This is a genomic window from Mesorhizobium sp. BHbdii (genome assembly GCF_053848045.1).
This window is the reverse complement of the sequence record NZ_JBSPKX010000004.1, coordinates 523874-538235: the sequence shown is the minus strand read 5'-3', so window position 1 is coordinate 538235 and position 14362 is coordinate 523874. Positions and strand designations below refer to the sequence as shown.

Below are 14362 nucleotides of genomic sequence, written 5' to 3'. Positions count from 1 at the left end.
CCAGCGTTCGCAAAGCCTCTGGGATTGGATTGCTGACACCGCGTGTAGGAAAAGGACCTGGGCCCGAACGCTCCCCTAGGCGGCGCTCCACGGTCTTGCCCCGTCGATAATCTCTTGAGCGCGTACGGCAAAGCGGCCGGCTAGAGGCGACGTGCTGGCGGCATCGGCCGACGCCGCGCTGCCTTCCCGCGCCCGGTCGGCGATGCCGACGAAGATCACGGCAAAACGGAACAGCGAAAAAACCAGGTGGAAGCGTTGCAGGGGCGCGGTGGGCACGGCATGGGCGAAATAATGGTCGAGGAATTCGGGCTGGCTGGGGATGCCGAGTGCCTCGTGATCGAGGCCGAGGATACCGCCATATTCGTCCGGGGCCGAATGCCAAGTCATCGAGCAAAAGCCGAGATCGGCGAGCGGATGGCCGATCGTCGACAGCTCCCAATCGAGAATGCCGATCACCTGCGGCTTGTCGGGATGGAACAGCAGATTTCCGAGGCGGAAGTCGCCATGGGCGATCGACACGCGCCCATCATCCACGGGCATATGCTGCGGTAGCCAGTCGGCGACCGCTTCGAGTGCCGGAATTCTGTCGCTCGGCGATTCCCTGAGCTGCCTGGTCCAGCGGCCAATTTGGCGCTCGAAATAGTTGCCGGGCCGGCCGTAGTCGCCGAGACCGACCTCGTCGGGACGGACGGCATGCAATTTGGCCATCGCTTCTGCCATGCCGAAATAGATGCCGCGTCGCTCGGCGGGCGAAAGGCCAGGCAGCGAACAATCGTGGAAGACGCGACCATCCAGCCGCTCCATCAGGTAGAAGGGCGTGCCGAGCAGCTCGGCACCGTCGTGATAGAGCACCGGCCCGGGCACCGGGACGTTGGTCGGTGCCAGCGCTTCAAGCACGCGGAATTCGCGATCGACGGCATGCGCCCCGCGCAGGATCGGCCCGGCCGGCTTCTTGCGCAGCACCATGCGATGCGCACCATAGTCCACGAAATAGGTAGGATTGGACTGTCCGCCGCCGATCCGCTCGAGCGACATTGCGGCATCGCCGAAGCGGCTCGCGAGAAAACCCTTCAATGCCGCAGGATCGAAGTCCGCATTCAACGGCTGCGCCATCTTTCCTCCTGAGCGCGCCCCTTATGCCTCGCCTTCGACAGTCCAGCGCCAGAAGCCCCTCTCTTCCTCATTGAGGAAACGGTTCAGCACCATCTTGTGGACCTCATCGGCACCGTCGACCAGCCGCGCCTGGCGAGCATAGCGGTAAATCCATTCGAGCACCGTGTCCTTCGAATAGCCCCGCGCGCCATTGATCTGGATCGCCACATCGGCCGCGTCATGCAGCACATTGGCGACCTGGACCTTGGCCATCGACACTTCCTTGCGGGCAAAGCCGCCGCGGTCCAGTTCCCACGCAGCCTTCATCACCAGGATGCGGCCAATCTCGATGCGCATGGCGAGGTCGCCGAGCTTCAGCTGGACGCTTTCGCGGTCGGCGAGACGCTGGCCGAAACCATGGCGCTCGGCAGCGTAGGCGCGCGCGATCTCGACGCAGCGCCTGGACAGTCCGAGCCAGCGCATGCAGTGGGTAAGTCGTGCCGGGCCGAGCCGCACCTGCGTCACCTTCATGCCCCTGCCTTCGCCGACCAGCATGTCTTCGACAGGGATTTCGAGCCCATCGAATTCCAGCTCGCAATGCCCGCCGTGCTCCTCCGGGCCCATGATCTCGATGCGGCGCATGATGCGCCAGCCCGGCTGGTCCTTGTGGAACATCAGGGCCGACAGACCATGGCGCGGGTCGTCCGAGGTTCGCGCAATCAGAATGAAATGGCTGGCTTCCTCCGCGCCGGTGATGAACCATTTGCGGCCGGTCACCACATATTTGTCGCCGCGCCGCTTCGCACGCGTCATAATCATCGAAGGATCAGAGCCGCCGCCGGGGTGCGGTTCGGTCATGGCAAAGGCCGAGCGCACCTTGCCCTCGACGATCGGCTTCAGCCATTTTTGCTTTTGCGCCGGTGTGCCGAGCGCCTCCAGAACCATCATGTTGCCATCGTCGGGCGCTGCCGAATTGAACACCACGGGTCCGAAGATCGACCGGTTCATCTCCTCGTAGCAGACCGCCATGTCCATCTTGCCAAGACCGGCGCCGCCGGTTTCGGGCTTGAGCTGCAGGCACCACAGGCCCGCCATCCGCGCCTTGGCGCGGAGTGCCTCCAGCAGCGGCAAGGCGATATTTCCGTGCGCGTCATAGGATGCCTTGTCGGCCTCGAGCGGCAGGATCTCCTGCTCGACGAAGTCGGCAATGCGGACACGGTAATCTTCGGTGCGGGCGGGAATGTCGAAATTCATGGAAACCTCACAGCGATGAAACGAGGTGGCCGCCATCGACCCATGGACGAGATCGCCGAAACGCATTGCGTCAACATGTAGAAATCGAGCAAGCGCTCGTTTCTTCGTTCGCCTCTATCCTCTTTTGCCGCCGCCGTCATCCGGCGAAGCGCGGTTCCGCGGCGCCTTTGATCCCAAGGCCGGTTATGGCGAACAGGCTGCCGCGCAGAACGCCGTCGCCGGGGAGGCGCGGCAGCGGCGGTTTCCGCCATCGAGGTCACGTAAAGGGTGTCGAGCTTCGGTCCGCCGAACATGACGCTGGTGATCTTCTTGACGGGCATGTCGATGATCCGATCGACGCTGCCGTCGGGCGCATAACGCACCAGCCGGCCGTCGTAGACGAGGGCGTTCCAGAGGAACCCTTCGGCATCGACGGTTGACCCATCGGCAGCGCCACCGTGCGGCGATAGGCGAGCCGCCTCAGAACGCGACCTTGTCGCCGCCCTTCAGTGACAGGATCTCGCGCGCCTCGTCGGGCGTCGCCACCTCCATGCCGAGGCCTTCGATGATCTTGCGGGCAAGTACCACCTGCTCGGCGTTCGTTTTGGCAAGCTTACCCTTGCCGGCCCACAGACTGTCCTCCAGGCCAACCCTGATGTTGCCACCAAGGGCTGCCGACTGCGCAGCGATGCGAAGCTGGCTGGCGCCGGCGCCGAGCACCGACCAGCGGAACTGGTCGCCGAACAGCCGGTCGGCGGTGCGCTTCATATGGGCGACGTCTTCGGGATGCGTGCCGATGCCGCCAAGCAGACCGAACACAGACTGCACGAAGAACGGCGGCTTCACCAACCCGCGGTCGGCGAAGTGCGAGAGATTGTAGAGATGGGCAATGTCGTAGCACTCGAACTCGAAGCGCGTGCCGTTGTCGTAGCAGGTTGCCAATATGTATTCGATATCCTTGAACGAGTTGCGGAAGACAAGGTCGCGCGTCGCTTCCAGATGCGGCCTTTCCCAGTCGAACTTGAAGGTCTCGTATTTGTCGACGAGGTGGTAGAGCCCGAAATTGATCGAACCCATGTTGAGCGAGGCGACCTCGGGCTTGAACTCGGCGGCCGGGCGCACGCGCTCCTCGACCTTCATGTAGGGACTGCCGCCGGTGGTGATGTTGATGGCGGCGTTGGTGGCCTGCTTGATGCGCGGCAGGAAGCGGGCGAAGGCCTGAGGCGTCTGGTCTGGCTTGCCTGTCTGGGGATCGCGGGCATGCAGGTGCAGGATCGCCGCACCCGCCTCCGCCGCCGCGATCGCCTCGGAGGCGATCTGGTCCGGGGTGATCGGCAGAAAGGGCGACATGGTCGGCGTGTGAATCGCCCCCGTCACCGCACAGGTGATGATCACCTTGCCTTTGGTCTGCTGGGCGCCGGGCTTGCGGCTTGTTTCCGTCATCTTCCAAACTCCTGATCCGATTTTTTCTTATGCGCTGCCAGCGCCATCAGCCGGCGGTCGCGCCATACCTGCCGTTCGACGAGTTCTTGCCGCGGCAGCCGCTTGCGGCGGTCGGCCTCGACGGTTGCCATGACCTCGCCCGCCCAGTCGACGCGACGCAGCATCTGCGGAAAGATGTTGGCATAGATCGTCTGATAGCGCTCGACATAGTCGCGCACGCCGCCCGGCGCATTGAGGTCGATGGTCTCGAACGGCCCCATGAACGACCAGCGCAGCGCCAGCCCGTCGCGGATGCCGATATCGACATCCTCGACGCTGGCATAGCCGTCGGCGACAAGCCGGAAAGCCTCCTCCAGCAGCGCGCCCTGCAGGCGGTTCATGATGAAACCGTCGAGCTCGTGCTTCATCACAAGCGGCGCGTGGCCCGCGGCGACGAGGAAGGTGCGAGTCCTTTCGACCGTTTCGGGGGAGGTCCATGGCGCCGGCACGACTTCAGCGGCCGGGATGAGATAGGGCGGATTGATCGGATGCACGACCACACAGCGGTGCCGCCCTTGCAGATGGTCGGTGAATTTTGACGGCAGCAACGCCGAGGTGGAACTGGCGATCACCGCGTGCGGACCGGCCAGTGCGTCGACCAGGGAGAACACCTCGCGCTTCACGTCGAGGTTTTCGGGCGTGTTCTCCTGGATATGGACCGCATCGGCCAGCGCCTCGCCCAGTTCCGCCACCACGGCGATGCGATCAAGCACGGCGTCGATTGCCTGTGCCCGCAGCAGATCGTTCGCGGCGAGGTCGCCCAGCACGCCGGCGATGTAATCGTGCGCGCCAGCCGTCGCGGCCGGCGACTGGTCCCACATCCGCACATCATGGCCGGCGCGGGCGAAGCTGATCGCCCATGCCCGTCCGATGAACCCGCTGCCGACAATTGCTACCTTCATCATGCTCCGTTCCTCAAAGTGTTTCGACATTGCCGTCGACGCCGAGCGACTGGCCGGAAATGTTGATGCCCGCATCGGACAGCAGCAAGGCGACCATCGCGGCGACGTCATAGGGGCTGGTCATGCGGCGCAGCGAGATGTTCTGGAGATAGCGCTGCGTCATCTCCTCGTTCGAAACCCCGAGCTGCCTGGCCCGGTCGGCGATGACCTTGTCGATGCGTGGTCCCTCGATAATGCCGGGCAGGATGGCGTTGACCCTTATGCCGTGCGGCCCGAGTTCCTTGGCGAGGCTTTGCGTGAAACCGATGACGCCGAACTTGGCCGCCGAATAGGGGGTGCGGAAAGCGTAGCCGTGGCGGCCGGCGGCGGACGACATCGAGACGATCGAGCCGCCGCCCGCCGCCTTGATCAGCGGCACGGCACGCCGGGCGCACAGGAACTGGCCGGTCAGGCAGATGTCGATGCAGCGCCGCCAGTCCGCCGGATCGATTTCATCGACGCCGCCGGTCGGCCCGGCGATGCCGGCATTGTTGATCAGCGCGTCGAGGCCGCCGAGCTTTTCCTTCACGGTCTCGAACAGCCGGTCGACGTCGTCTTCGCGCGAGACATCGGCCTTGACTGCGGCAACGAGGGCGATCTTGTCCGGAGCAGCGGCCAGAGCCTCGTCCGAAACGTCGCAAACGACGATGCGCGCGCCGAGCCGCGACAGCGTGTCGGCAATGGCCAAGCCGATACCGCCGGCACCTGCCGTCACCAGCACGCGCTGCCCCTTCAGCCCGGTCAGAAAATCGTCCGCCGATGTCGGCGCCCCTTTACTTATCGCCGTCGCACTCATCGTCCCGTCCTTTCTCATTGCAGCCGCCGTTCGCGCAGCGCCATGACAGCGCCCAGAACGACCAGGCCGTACAGAATTGCCCTTGTGGCATAGGGCAGCTGAAGTAGTGACGAAAGCGCTGCCTCGCTGGTGGCTTGGCAAGCAGAAGCAGTTCTAACCTGCTCGGGCACGCCAATACTCTCGAGTTTCCAGATAAGCCCCCTTGGATTTGCATTGATCTCCAAGACCACGCCATAATGCGCGGCTAGCTCGCATAGCCCCTAAGGGCGCCCTGGAGGCTGCTCCTGCGGAAAATTGGTTTCGTCTATGATTGCCACGGCCTGTTTGATGCTGTCTCTCACCTCGAAACCGATCCAGTGTCCGTCCATTAGATGCGTTTGCCTCCCGCAGGCGAGGAAATAGCTCCCGGCCTGCTGCGCAACAAAGTTGAGTTGCCTCCTCTCATTGATTTTAATTCCCTCTGGCGGATCGGTGTACACCCCCCAGATCGCATCCTCGGCCGTCAACTTCACTGGCATCTCTGACGGAGCGTAGACCCTGGTCACCATCAGGCTGTGCCGGAAAGACGAGGAGCCATTGATGAACTCGATCTCTACCGACCATTCTGCTGGCACGACGATGGTGAGATTGCCGCCCCAGTAACCGTTGAAGTCAATAATGTCGGTCCGGATGTTGTCCCTGCGATACCGCTCGACTTGGTTCCAATCGGCAACAATCTCTATGGCCACTGTCTTGGCTGCAGGATCGTTGTTGATCCAGCTCGGGACGAAAGGCTCCCCAGCCAGCGCAATTCCAGGCAATAATGCCAAGGCGACGGCGAGAAGGGCAAGGTGAGCAAAGCGCGCCATCGCAATCAGAGGCTCCTCCCGAGCGGAGCGGCCGAGCGCAAGCGACCACCAATCGAGGTCGACCTGGCTTGTTCCCTAAGGAAGAGAATACGCTCGAAATAGCATCCACACCAGCAAACCCAGAGTGCGCTATCAGGAACAACGCCATTGTTGCTGCTATGTCATCGGGTTGGATGCGTGTTGGAATGCCTGCGGTGCGTCAATGCGAGGGCGACGGGCGATTCCCTAATGTGAAGTTTCTGCCTCAGCTATCGCGAAGGGTCTGTTGCGCAATTCGCCACGCCTGCTCCACATGTCGCCGGGCCGCGGCTTCGGCATCATCGCCGTTGCGCGACCTGATCGCGTTCATGATGTCGGTCATTTCGGCGATTGCGGCATCGCGACGATTCACCGAAGCGATGGTCATGGAACGCAGTTGGTTGATGCGGACGTTCAAACCCTGGACGATCTCCCAGGCGATGCGCTTGTCGGCGGCATCGAAAAGCACTTCATAGAATTTTGTAGTCGCCCGCATCACCTCGATCGGATTGGCTGAGGCCCACGCCGTGAGCAGCACATCCAATGCGCCCTCAAGCGCGGCGATCTGGTCCTGCGTCGCCGTGAGCGCACAGGCACGCGCTGCGATGCCCTCCATCAGAGCGCGCAGTTCGTAAATCTCGTCGGTGCGGCTGAGATCTGGGCGGGCAACGGCAGGTCCGTGGCCAGGTATCATCTGGACAAGCCCCTCGGTCTCCAACTGCCGCAGAACTTCGCGCACCACCGAGCGACTGACGCCGAGCTGGTCGCAAAGCGGCCGTTCGACCAATCTTTCGCCGGGCTGGAAGTGAAACCCCATGATCGCGTCTCGCATGCGCTCCAGCGCCAGTGTTCTGAGCGTCTTGGTGGATCGTTCGATCCTGAGCGTGTCGTCGGCCAATTCTTCTCTCCCAGCATCCGCAAAGAAACAGATTCGACGATCCGTTGACAAGGGATTTGGTTTTCAGTAGCATGGTATACCATAATATTGTCGAGGCAAAAGGAACTTTTCCGGATGTCTCGGCCCGATCCACCACCGAGGATTCGATGAAGCCGGCCATCCGAAAGATCGTCACCTATGTCGAGAACACGCTGATTGAAGGCGGCAAGGTGGCCCCCCGGGCGCTGCGCCTGATCGGCGTGGCGGCAGTGCTCGACAATCCCTGGGCCGGGCGCGGTTTCATCGAGGACCTTTCTCCCGAGATCCGCGCCTATGCGCCGGTTTTGGGGGAGATGCTGACCCATGAAATTCTCGCAGTCGCGGGATCCGGCGAAGCGATCGAAGGCTACGGCAAGGCCGCAATATGCGGCACTTCGGGCGAGATCGAGCATGCCTCCGCGCTCATCCACACGCTGCATTTCGGCAACCACTATCGGCGTGCCGTCGGCGCCAAGACCTATCTTGCCTTCACCAACCTCCGTGGCGGGCCGAACACACCCATCATGATCCCGCTCATGGACAAGAACGATGAAGGCCGACGTTCGCACTACCTGACAGTGCATTTCCAGATCGGCGATGCACCGGCGCCGGACGAGCTGGTGGTGGCGCTTGGCGCCTCGATTGGCGGACGACCTCATCATCGCATCGGCGACCGCTATCAGGATCTCAAGGAGGTCGGCGACCTGCATGGCTGAGCTGACCGCCCCTGGCTGGCATCGCGGAACGGCGCCTGACGGCACTGGCTTCATCCGTGCCGGATCCGGCGCGCCGGTCCTCCTCATACACGGCGTCGGCATGAATGCGGCGGTCTGGGGCCCACAGATCGAGCTGATGAGGGGCAAATGGGATGTGATCGCGATCGACATGCTGGGACACGGCCGGTCGCCGCTACCACCCGAGGACGCCAGCCTTGCCGACTATGCCGGACAGGCGATCCGGCTTCTTGATCACCTTGGCTTGGGTGCCGTCTCAATCGTTGGCCATTCAATGGGGGCGCTGGTCGGGCAGGAAATCGCGCTTGATGCTCCCGAACGGGTCCGCAGCATCGTGTCGCTCAACGCGGTCTTTCGCCGCCCGGCGGCCCTTGCGCAGGCGGTGCGCGAACGCGCCGCCGAATTAAACGGCGCGAAAAACCCGTCAGGAACGGACGCAACGATCGCGCGCTGGTTCGGCAATCCGGTCCCCGACAGCCTGGCAGAGGCCGCAAGGACGACGCGCGCGGCACTGCAAAGCGTCAACCGCGAAGGCTATGCGCGCACATATCGACTTTTCGCCCATGCGGATGCGGCGCATGGCGATCGTCTCTCGGGTCTCGCGGTGCCGGCCCTGTTCATGACCGGCTCGCAGGACAGGAATTCTTCACCTGCGATGTCGGCAGCGATGGCCCGCCTCGCGCCGCGCGGTCGCTGCGTCGTTCTGGAGGGCGAACGACACATGATGGCCATAGCCTCGCCCGACGCGGTCACACGGCGCATTGTCGATTTTCTCGAGAGCAACGACAGCACAAGCACATCAGAGCTACCGGCGATGGACACAGCCTTCGACGTGGGCGAATTCAGGCGGGCGCTCGGTTCCTTCCTGACCGGCGTTACCATCGTCACCGCGATCGGGCCGGAAGGGGAGCCTCGAGGCTTTACTGCCAATTCGTTTACATCCGTTTCGCTCGATCCGCCGCTTGTTCTGGTCTGCATTGCCAAGAAAGCGCTGGGTCATCCTGTGTTTTCGACCTCGAAGTGCTTTGCCATCAACGTGCTCTCGGAGGAACAGAGAGCTGCGTCCGGCGTCTTCGCTTCGAAATCGCAGGACAAGTTCTCGGCTGTCGAATGGCGCTTCGGCCAGACCGGCAGCCCGCTGCTCGGTGGATCGGTGGCGACGTTCGACTGTGACATGGAGCAATTGGTCGACGCCGGCGATCATTCGATCCTGATCGGCCGCGTTCGCGAATTTTCTCACAATTCATCGCAGCCCCTCGGCTATTGCCGTGGCGCCTATGTCTCGCCCGGTCTCAGCCAGGAAGCGCTGGCGGCCGCGCCACCCGACATGGAGGTCGGCGCTATCCTCGAAGATGAAGGCCGCGTGCTGTTCTTCGAAACTGTCGATGGCTTTTTCGAATTGCCGGCGGGCCGAGGACTGGGGACGTCCGGCGATACACGAAGCCTTAGGGGACGCCTCGCTGCGCAGGCCATCGAGGCTCATCTCGGGTTCCTGTTTGCGGTCTGGGACGACGCAGCAAGCCCATCGCGAACGCATGTCTACTACCGCGGCACGGTAGACACGCCCCACTCCAGCGATGGCCAGGTCCAGCTCGTCGACATCGACAGGATTGCCGGACTGAACATCGCCGACACTGCTGTGCGCTCGATGCTTGCCCGCTACGTTCGCGAATGTCGGGAGGATGCGTTTGGAGTCTATGTCGGCAACGAGGTCGAAGGTGAAGTCCGTCCGCTCGCCAAGCCGGCACCCATGAACACTTCTAATCCGGGTGAACAGATATGAAGTTCTCGCTCTTCGTCCATATGGAACGCTCGGACTCGGCAAAGCCGCATGCCGAGCTCATCGACGAGCTTGAGGAACTGGTCCTGATGGCCGAGGCGGCAGGCTTCGAGACGGCCTGGATCGGCGAACACCACGGCATGGAGTTCACCATCTCGCCAAACCCGTTCATCAACATCGCCTATCTCGGCGCCAGGACGAAGCGCATCCGGCTCGGCACAGGAACGGTCATCGCGCCGTTCTGGCATCCGATCAAGCTTGCCGGCGAAGCAGCCATGACCGACGTCATCACGGGCGGCCGGCTCGACATCGGCATCGCGCGCGGCGCCTACAGCTATGAATACCAACGCCTGTTCCCGGGGCTCGACGCCTGGGGCGCGGGCCAGCGCATGCGCGAGATCATCCCCGCTATCCAGGGTCTCTGGCAAGGCGACTTCGAGATGTCCGGGGAGTTCTGGTCGTTTCCATCGACCACCTCGTCGCCCAAGCCGGTGCAAAAACCGCACCCGCCGATCTGGGTGGCGGCGCGCGATCCCAACTCGCACGACTTCGCCGTGTCCAACGGCTGCAACGTCCAGGTGACGCCGCTCGCCTCGGGCGATGGCGAGGTCACCAGCCTGATGGAACGCTTCAACGCGGCGTGCGCAGCGCATCCGGACATGGCCCGCCCCGACATCATGCTGCTGATGCACACATTCGTTGCCGAGGACGCCGCCGATGCGGAGCAGCTGACGAAGGACCTGTCGCTGTTCTACTGCCAGTTCGGCGCCTGGTTCCAGAACAAGAAGCCTGTTCGTCAAGGCATATTGGAGGCGCTCACCGACGACGAGATCGCAGCCATGCCGCAATATGCGCCGGACAAGGTCCGACAGAACCTGGTTATCGGCGAAGCCGAAGAGGTGATCGCCCGGCTGAAGGCGTACGAGGCGCTCGGCTACGACCAATATTCGATCTGGATCGACAGCGGCCTGCCACACGAGCGCAAGAAAAAGTCGCTGCAGCTGTTCGTCGACAAGGTGATGCCGGCCTTTCGGCATGGGAGGCCGCAATGACCCTTGCGGCCTTCAGGAACTTCATAGATGGGGCGTTCGATACGCCGACAGCCACCTTTGAAAGCATTGATCCATCCACCGGAGCGCCCTGGGCGACGATGCCCGCCGCAACCGAGGCCGATGTTGACCGCGCCGTCGAGGCGGCGCACCGGACGCTGCGCTCCGCCGCGTGGACATCGCTGACGGCGACGGCGCGCGGCAAGCTGCTGGTGCGCCTCGGCGAGCTGGTCGTCGCCAATGCCGGCCGCCTGGCGGAACTGGAGACGCGCGACACCGGCAAGATCATCCGCGAGACCCGCGCCCAGATCGCCTATGTCGGCGACTACTACCGTTACTATGGCGGGCTTGCCGATAAGCATGAAGGCTCGCATGTGTCTATCGACAAGGCTGATATGGATGTCACCATCCGCCGCGAGCCGATCGGTGTCGTCGCTGCCGTCGTGTCATGGAACTCGCAACTCTTCCTTTCGGCCGTCAAGCTCGGCCCGGCGCTGGCGGCCGGCTGCACGGTCGTCCTGAAAGCTTCGGAAGACGGCCCAGCGCCGCTGCTGGCCTTCGCCGAACTCGTTCACGAGGCCGGATTTCCCGCCGGAAGCGTCAACATACTGACCGGGTTCGGGCACGATTGCGGCCGGCGCCTGACAAGTCATCCACTGGTTTCACGCGTCGCCTTCACCGGCGGCCCTTCGACCGCTCGTGCGGTCGTCCGCAACACGGCGGAAAATCTCGCCTACACGACGCTGGAGTTGGGCGGGAAAAGCCCTGTTGTCGTTTTCGCCGACGCAGACCTGGACAGTACGGCAAACGCGGTCGTGGCCGGGATTTTCGCGGCTTCTGGACAAAGCTGCGTCGCCGGCTCCCGACTGCTTGTCGAGCGGTCGATAAAGAGCGAGTTCCTGGACAGGCTGAAGCACAAGGCCGAGGCCATCAGAATCGGCGATCCGCAGGATCCGGCCACCGAAATGGGACCACTGGCCACGCCACGCCAGCGGGAATGGATCGAGAAGATCGTTGCCGAGAGCCTCGCCAAGGGCGGGACGCTGGTCACCGGCGGAAAAAGGCCCGACGAGCATCCGCGCGGTTTCTACTACGCACCGACCATTATCGACGCCGAGGACACAGGACTGCCTTGCGTGCGGGAGGAATTGTTCGGTCCGGTGCTCAGCGTTCTCACCTTCGACACGGAAGCTGAAGCCCTGGCGCTTGCCAACGATACGCCGTTCGGCCTGGCCTCAGGCGTTTTCACCACCAATCTCGCCAAGGCGCACCGCATGGCGCGCGACATCCATGCCGGCGTCGTCTGGGTCAACACATACCGCGCCGTTTCGCCGCTCGTGCCGTTCGGCGGCTATGGTCAGTCGGGGCTCGGCCGTGAGGGCGGGCTCGACGCCATCCGCGATTACACGCGCTCGAAATCCGTCTGGATACGGATATCCGACGAGCCGATCCCGGATCCGTTCGTCATGCGATGAGGCAGCGCCGCGATCGCGCAATTTCATAACAACAAGAAACCAAGCAACCAACAGAGGAGAATGACATGAAACTGATTTTGACCGGCATTTTGGCCGGATTCTTGGCAGCCACTGCCGCGCACGCCGATGAGATGGTGTTCACCAGCTGGGGCGGAACCACCCAGGAAGCGCAGACCAAATCCTGGGCTGCTCCGTTCGAAGCGAGTTCCGGCATCAAGGTCCTGCAGGACGGCCCGACGGACTACGGCAAGCTGAAGGCCATGGTGGAAGGCGGCAGCGTCGCCTGGGATGTCGTCGATGTCGAAATGGATTTCGCCATCAAGGCGGCCAAGGACGGCCTGCTGGAGCCGATCGATTTCAACGTCGTGCCGAAAGCCGATCTCGATCCTCGCTTCACCACCGACCATGCGGTCGGCAGCTTCTACTACTCCTTCGTTCTTGCCTGGAACAAAGGGGCAGTGTCGGGCGAACCAACGGGCTGGGCCGACATGTTCGACCTGACGAAATTTCCCGGCAAACGCACGTTCTATAAATGGTCGGCGCCGGGCGTCATCGAAATCGCACTGCTGGCCGACGGTGTGCCGGCAGACAAGCTCTATCCCCTCGACCTCGACCGGGCGTTCAAGAAACTCGACACGATCAAGTCAGAAATCGTCTGGTGGGATAGCGGCGCGCAGTCGCAACAGCTGATCGCCTCCGGTGAAGCGGCCTTCGGGCAGCTCTGGAACGGACGTGTCTTCGCCCTCAAGCAGGACGGCGCCGATGTCGGCGCATCCTGGAATCAGAACATGACCGCCGCCGACGTGCTCGTCATCCCCAAGGGTTCGAAGAACAAGGCGAGCGCCATGAAATTCTTGGCCACAGCGACAAGCCCGAAAAGCCAGGCAATGTTTGCTGAAGCAAGCGGCTACGCACCCATCAACAAGGCAGCCAAGGCCGAAATGCCGGCCGATGTCGTCAAGTCGTTGCCGGACGCCTATGTCGACGGGCAGATCAACCTCGACATGAACTACTGGGCTGAAAACCGCGACACGATCGCGGAGCGTTGGTACGCCTGGCAGGCCAAATAGCCGCCGACCTCACCATGAACCGGCGGGGCGTCGCTAGGCGTCCCGCCTGAGCTGCGGGATCATCGCCATGTCGGGCAATTTGCTTCATCGACAGCCAATCCTCCGACGGCCAGATGGCGTCGGCGGCGCCCTGCCAGCGCTGACCCTCATCACCCTGTTCTTCGTGGTGCCGGTTGTTGCGCTGCTGTTGCGCAGCGTAACCGAACCCGTACCGGGCCTGCAGAACTACGCAATCCTGTTTGGCGACGGCACCTATGCGCGAGTCTTCTTCAATACGTTTCTGGTCGCCACCGTCGTCACCGCCGTCACCGTGATCGTGGCGTTTCCAGTCGCCTGGATGCTGGCGATCATGCCGCCTGCCCTCGGCTCGATCGTCTTCGGCATCATCATCCTGTCGATGTGGACCAATCTGCTCACCCGCACCTATGCCTGGATGGTGCTGCTTCAACGCACCGGCGTCATCAACCGGACGCTGATGGAGATCGGCCTGATTAGCGAGCCGCTGCCGCTGATCAATAACCTGACCGGCGTCACCATCGGCATGGTCTACATCATGCTGCCCTTCATGATACTGCCACTGGTCGGAACCGTGCGCGCCATTGATCCGATGACGCTGCGCGCCGCCGCTCTGTGCGGTGCGAGCCCCTTCGAGGCCTTCCGCCGCATCCTGCTGCCATTGTCGCTTCCGGGAATAGCTGCAGGCGGCCTGATGGTTTTCGTCATGTCGCTCGGCTATTTCGTGACACCGACGCTGCTCGGCGGCACTTCCAACATGATGCTCGCCGCAATGATCGCCCAGATGATCCAGTCCTTGCTCAACTGGGGGCTCGGAAGCGCGGCGGCTTTCATCCTGCTTTTGGTTACCATGGCGCTCTACGCGCTGCAGCTGCGCCTCGTCGGCGCCAAGCGCATGACAGGAGGCATCTGA

Annotated in this window: 14 protein-coding genes and 1 pseudogene; 6 read left to right on the top strand and 9 right to left on the bottom strand. The window is 62.9% G+C overall.

From position 1 onward, the window contains the following. Window positions 1-75: 75 nt before the first annotated feature. The 9 genes and pseudogenes from ACWTU8_RS23190 to ACWTU8_RS23150 form a co-directional block, all read right to left on the bottom strand. Window positions 76-1113 (bottom strand): phosphotransferase family protein, encoded by a 1038-nt coding sequence (locus ACWTU8_RS23190; RefSeq protein ID WP_455849981.1) that lies wholly within the window; start codon window positions 1111-1113, stop codon window positions 76-78. A 21-nt stretch (window positions 1114-1134) separates the two neighbouring features. Further along, window positions 1135-2346, bottom strand: coding sequence for an acyl-CoA dehydrogenase family protein (locus ACWTU8_RS23185; RefSeq protein ID WP_455849980.1), 1212 nt, complete (start codon window positions 2344-2346; stop codon window positions 1135-1137). Beyond that, window positions 2343-2753: pseudogene (locus ACWTU8_RS23180) on the bottom strand (SMP-30/gluconolactonase/LRE family protein); the annotation flags it as partial. The gene ACWTU8_RS23185 and the pseudogene ACWTU8_RS23180, both read right to left, overlap by 4 nt. Before the next feature lie 52 nt (window positions 2754-2805). Continuing rightward, window positions 2806-3768 carry a 3-keto-5-aminohexanoate cleavage protein gene (locus ACWTU8_RS23175; RefSeq protein ID WP_455849979.1) on the bottom strand — a complete coding sequence of 321 codons (963 nt, stop codon included), beginning with the start codon at window positions 3766-3768 and terminating at the stop codon, window positions 2806-2808. Next, a complete protein-coding gene (locus ACWTU8_RS23170) occupies window positions 3765-4712 on the bottom strand; it encodes a 3-hydroxyacyl-CoA dehydrogenase (protein ID WP_455849978.1) in 948 nt (315 codons plus the stop codon). The genes ACWTU8_RS23175 and ACWTU8_RS23170 overlap by 4 nt, the downstream gene beginning before the upstream one ends. 10 nt (window positions 4713-4722) lie before the next feature. Then, window positions 4723-5544, bottom strand: a complete 822-nt coding sequence (locus ACWTU8_RS23165; protein ID WP_455849977.1) for an SDR family oxidoreductase — start codon at window positions 5542-5544, stop codon at window positions 4723-4725. A 14-nt stretch (window positions 5545-5558) separates the two neighbouring features. Continuing rightward, window positions 5559-5768 carry a hypothetical protein gene (locus ACWTU8_RS23160; protein ID WP_455849976.1) on the bottom strand — a complete coding sequence of 70 codons (210 nt, stop codon included), beginning with the start codon at window positions 5766-5768 and terminating at the stop codon, window positions 5559-5561. A gap of 36 nt (window positions 5769-5804) precedes the next feature. Then, window positions 5805-6392 carry a sulfocyanin-like copper-binding protein gene (locus ACWTU8_RS23155; protein WP_455849975.1) on the bottom strand — a complete coding sequence of 196 codons (588 nt, stop codon included), beginning with the start codon at window positions 6390-6392 and terminating at the stop codon, window positions 5805-5807. Window positions 6393-6636: 244 nt separating this feature from the next. Next, window positions 6637-7308 carry a GntR family transcriptional regulator gene (locus tag ACWTU8_RS23150; RefSeq protein ID WP_455838912.1) on the bottom strand — a complete coding sequence of 224 codons (672 nt, stop codon included), beginning with the start codon at window positions 7306-7308 and terminating at the stop codon, window positions 6637-6639. A 146-nt stretch (window positions 7309-7454) separates the two neighbouring features. Here ACWTU8_RS23150 and ACWTU8_RS23145 point away from each other — a divergent pair, with 146 nt between their 5' ends. From ACWTU8_RS23145 to ACWTU8_RS23120, 6 genes are all read left to right on the top strand, one after another. Further along, window positions 7455-8042, top strand: coding sequence for an amino acid synthesis family protein (locus tag ACWTU8_RS23145; protein WP_065007144.1), 588 nt, complete (start codon window positions 7455-7457; stop codon window positions 8040-8042). Further along, complete coding sequence (locus ACWTU8_RS23140) at window positions 8035-9843, top strand: alpha/beta fold hydrolase (RefSeq protein ID WP_455849974.1); 1809 nt, start codon at window positions 8035-8037, stop codon at window positions 9841-9843. The genes ACWTU8_RS23145 and ACWTU8_RS23140 overlap by 8 nt, the downstream gene beginning before the upstream one ends. Further along, window positions 9840-10892, top strand: a complete 1053-nt coding sequence (locus ACWTU8_RS23135; RefSeq protein ID WP_455849973.1) for an LLM class flavin-dependent oxidoreductase — start codon at window positions 9840-9842, stop codon at window positions 10890-10892. The genes ACWTU8_RS23140 and ACWTU8_RS23135 overlap by 4 nt, the downstream gene beginning before the upstream one ends. Beyond that, window positions 10889-12364, top strand: coding sequence for an aldehyde dehydrogenase (locus ACWTU8_RS23130; protein WP_455849972.1), 1476 nt, complete (start codon window positions 10889-10891; stop codon window positions 12362-12364). The genes ACWTU8_RS23135 and ACWTU8_RS23130 overlap by 4 nt, the downstream gene beginning before the upstream one ends. A 65-nt stretch (window positions 12365-12429) precedes the next feature. Beyond that, window positions 12430-13434, top strand: a complete 1005-nt coding sequence (locus ACWTU8_RS23125) for a polyamine ABC transporter substrate-binding protein (RefSeq protein ID WP_455838908.1) — start codon at window positions 12430-12432, stop codon at window positions 13432-13434. A 67-nt stretch (window positions 13435-13501) separates the two neighbouring features. Next, on the top strand, window positions 13502-14362 hold the full coding sequence (locus ACWTU8_RS23120; protein ID WP_455849971.1) for an ABC transporter permease: 861 nt from the start codon (window positions 13502-13504) through the stop codon (window positions 14360-14362).

Excerpts from the sequence above, each read along its gene's own strand:
- ACWTU8_RS23165 (WP_455849977.1), bottom strand. The coding sequence starts at position 5,544 with ATGAGTGCGACGGCGATAAGTAAAGGGGCGCCGACATCGGCGGACGAT.
- ACWTU8_RS23125 (WP_455838908.1), top strand. The coding sequence starts at position 12,430 with ATGAAACTGATTTTGACCGGCATTTTGGCCGGATTCTTGGCAGCCACT.
- ACWTU8_RS23145 (WP_065007144.1), top strand. The coding sequence starts at position 7,455 with ATGAAGCCGGCCATCCGAAAGATCGTCACCTATGTCGAGAACACGCTG.
- ACWTU8_RS23190 (WP_455849981.1), bottom strand. The coding sequence starts at position 1,113 with ATGGCGCAGCCGTTGAATGCGGACTTCGATCCTGCGGCATTGAAGGGT.
- ACWTU8_RS23120 (WP_455849971.1), top strand. The coding sequence starts at position 13,502 with ATGTCGGGCAATTTGCTTCATCGACAGCCAATCCTCCGACGGCCAGAT.
- ACWTU8_RS23185 (WP_455849980.1), bottom strand. The coding sequence starts at position 2,346 with ATGAATTTCGACATTCCCGCCCGCACCGAAGATTACCGTGTCCGCATT.
- ACWTU8_RS23155 (WP_455849975.1), bottom strand. The coding sequence starts at position 6,392 with ATGGCGCGCTTTGCTCACCTTGCCCTTCTCGCCGTCGCCTTGGCATTA.
- ACWTU8_RS23140 (WP_455849974.1), top strand. The coding sequence starts at position 8,035 with ATGGCTGAGCTGACCGCCCCTGGCTGGCATCGCGGAACGGCGCCTGAC.
- ACWTU8_RS23130 (WP_455849972.1), top strand. The coding sequence starts at position 10,889 with ATGACCCTTGCGGCCTTCAGGAACTTCATAGATGGGGCGTTCGATACG.
- ACWTU8_RS23175 (WP_455849979.1), bottom strand. The coding sequence starts at position 3,768 with ATGACGGAAACAAGCCGCAAGCCCGGCGCCCAGCAGACCAAAGGCAAG.
- ACWTU8_RS23170 (WP_455849978.1), bottom strand. The coding sequence starts at position 4,712 with ATGATGAAGGTAGCAATTGTCGGCAGCGGGTTCATCGGACGGGCATGG.
- ACWTU8_RS23135 (WP_455849973.1), top strand. The coding sequence starts at position 9,840 with ATGAAGTTCTCGCTCTTCGTCCATATGGAACGCTCGGACTCGGCAAAG.